Annotated in this window: 3 protein-coding genes; all 3 read right to left on the bottom strand. The window is 53.0% G+C overall.

Features of this window, described 5'->3' with window-relative positions:
* Positions 1 to 496 precede the first annotated feature (496 nt).
* A complete protein-coding gene (locus tag JKG68_RS32075) occupies positions 497 to 850 on the bottom strand; it encodes a Rap1a/Tai family immunity protein (protein WP_202066441.1) in 354 nt (117 codons plus the stop codon).
* 481 nt (positions 851 to 1,331) lie between these two features.
* Positions 1,332 to 1,538: a hypothetical protein gene (locus JKG68_RS32070; RefSeq protein ID WP_202066440.1), complete on the bottom strand. Its 207-nt coding sequence runs from the start codon at positions 1,536 to 1,538 to the stop codon at positions 1,332 to 1,334.
* A gap of 61 nt (positions 1,539 to 1,599) precedes the next feature.
* Positions 1,600 to 1,785 (bottom strand): hypothetical protein, encoded by a 186-nt coding sequence (locus JKG68_RS32065; RefSeq protein ID WP_202066439.1) that lies wholly within the window; start codon positions 1,783 to 1,785, stop codon positions 1,600 to 1,602.
* Positions 1,786 to 2,000: the final 215 nt, after the last annotated feature.

The following is a 2,000-nucleotide window of genomic DNA, read 5'->3' as shown; positions in this document are numbered from 1 at the left end:
CGCTCGGGTATCTCACACCCGAACAAGCTGAGCGAAAAGCGAGTTAACCCGGTGTCCAAGTAGTCGGGGGAAGATCAGTTGTTCGACTGGTCGGCTTCGAGGATGGGTTCAATCCCCTTGATGCTCTGAGCGCAACGCCTTTTGGCGCTGTTCTGGATCTCGGGGACAACAACATCCTGTTTGTCGGCCGCTTGGCCACCGTGTTTGGTGCTAACGATTTTGTGCTCTGAAACGTGCGAGGCGCATGCCTTGCATTGAGTACCGGACAGGAAAGCCCAACAAGCCTTGGTGAAAGCACCTGAGGCTTGCAGTAGCGAGGCGTGGGGATAGGGCAATGCCTCCATTCCCACTTTTACATATCTATGCTTTGATTAACCCCTGATCTCAGTGGTCCGAAATGGCACCCTAAAGGGCCACGATTTCGCACAACACCCGGTATGGGACAGATGCTTGAGGTTATGGCAAAGCGGCAGCGGGGGCGATAGGACCTGTGAGGCTAATCTGCGCATGGCCATGCATCACGCAAAGCAGTAGCAGCAGCATCTACAAAATTCTCATGCATTAGCTTTGGATTGTTTCCCATATGATCAACAACAATCATCATGGCTTGTGATACGTTTGATCCTTCAGGGGTACAAAATCGCACCTGATTTGGAAGACGGTCCGAGTAGTACATTAGTGTGCTTACAATTTGGCTGCAAAGAGCTTGTATAAATAGCTTCTCATCAGTTTTATGAACTAAGGTTTTGCAGCTATCATACATGTAAATCTCACTGGAAGTATTCGTTTGAGCCAGTGCCGGTAGCGGCAGGAGAAACGGAAAAGCAGCAACAAAATATTGGCTTTTCATGGAAGTCTCATACCTGTTCTATAGAAACTTAGCCACAATGTGGCTGGCTATCTTAGGGTCACAGTGCCGGTCGGAGTTGATCCTCAGCTGCAAGGCGCTCTTGGCCGGCCTGATTGGCTTTGATGTGGTACTGACGCACACCGTTCTCGAGCAAGAGAGCGTCTACCACCTGCCAAACTGTCCCCTCTGTGCAGTTGCCAGGGATAGTAAGGGTAAAGAAACCGAGATCATGAGATCCGGCCTTGGGGTTGAACACTACTCGATCACCAACCCTGAACGGCGGGATCATCCATCTCGCTCCATTCACACCAGCGAGTGTAACATAGGTTGATCAAAAGGCTGGGGTTATCTTGGGGTAGTTCAAGCGGGAGCCTTGTTTCGGACATGCTCTATGGCGTTAGGTGCTTTTTCGGATACCGCCCAGTATGGAACAGATGCTTGAGGTGGTAGCGGGGCTATAGGGATCTGTGAGGAAACCACCTCAGAAACTGGTTGCGAAAACCAGTTCGCCGTTTTCGTCGGTGATCACGAAAGTCCGGCTTCTCTGGATCTGCTGATCAAAGACCTCAGACCAGATGGCCCAGGTCAGTTCTCGATCCTCGCGCTCCGCGACCTCGGGCAATTCCAACCCTGTTGTGTTCCAGGCCAGCTGGTCTTGGCTGAGGGTATGAACGAAGTAGCGAGGCATTCAGGTGTCCTCCGCTCTGTGAACCTCAATCAGCCTCATAGGCCAGGGCGTTGGGCTGGTCCTAGATGGTGTCAGGCTCAATGGGCTGCTCTGACTTCTGCAGGGCCATGAGGATGCTCACGGCAAGCACCAGAGCACTGGCTCCCAAGGGCGTCCCGGAAAGTGCCATGACAGCCCCATAGGACCACAGCATGCCGAGGGTTATTGCCCCCCCAACTACGCCAACGAACGCTAACAGGATGCTCATGGAACGGTTCTCCATTCCATGCCTGCATACCAGAGGCTGATTACTGCTTTGTGACGCTTTCCAGAGGGCAAACGGCCAGCCGCAGCTTCGCATACCCTCAGCGTGGACCTCGTGATCAGCGGCAGAGACGATAAGCTTTCTATCACTACTTTGGCACCTTCATCAGTGAGCCAAGCGTGAAGCGGGCCCGACAGAACGGACATCGCAGACGCATG

Source organism: Microvirga aerilata, assembly GCF_016743775.1.
Classification (GTDB): domain Bacteria; phylum Pseudomonadota; class Alphaproteobacteria; order Rhizobiales; family Beijerinckiaceae; genus Microvirga; species Microvirga aerilata.
This window is presented reverse-complemented; position numbering and strand designations above follow the sequence as displayed.

Bases quoted from the DNA above. Each gene is read 5' to 3' on its own strand.
- JKG68_RS32075 (WP_202066441.1), bottom strand. From the start codon at position 850: ATGAAAAGCCAATATTTTGTTGCTGCTTTTCCGTTTCTCCTGCCGCTA.
- JKG68_RS32070 (WP_202066440.1), bottom strand. From the start codon at position 1,538: ATGCCTCGCTACTTCGTTCATACCCTCAGCCAAGACCAGCTGGCCTGG.
- JKG68_RS32065 (WP_202066439.1), bottom strand. From the start codon at position 1,785: ATGAGCATCCTGTTAGCGTTCGTTGGCGTAGTTGGGGGGGCAATAACC.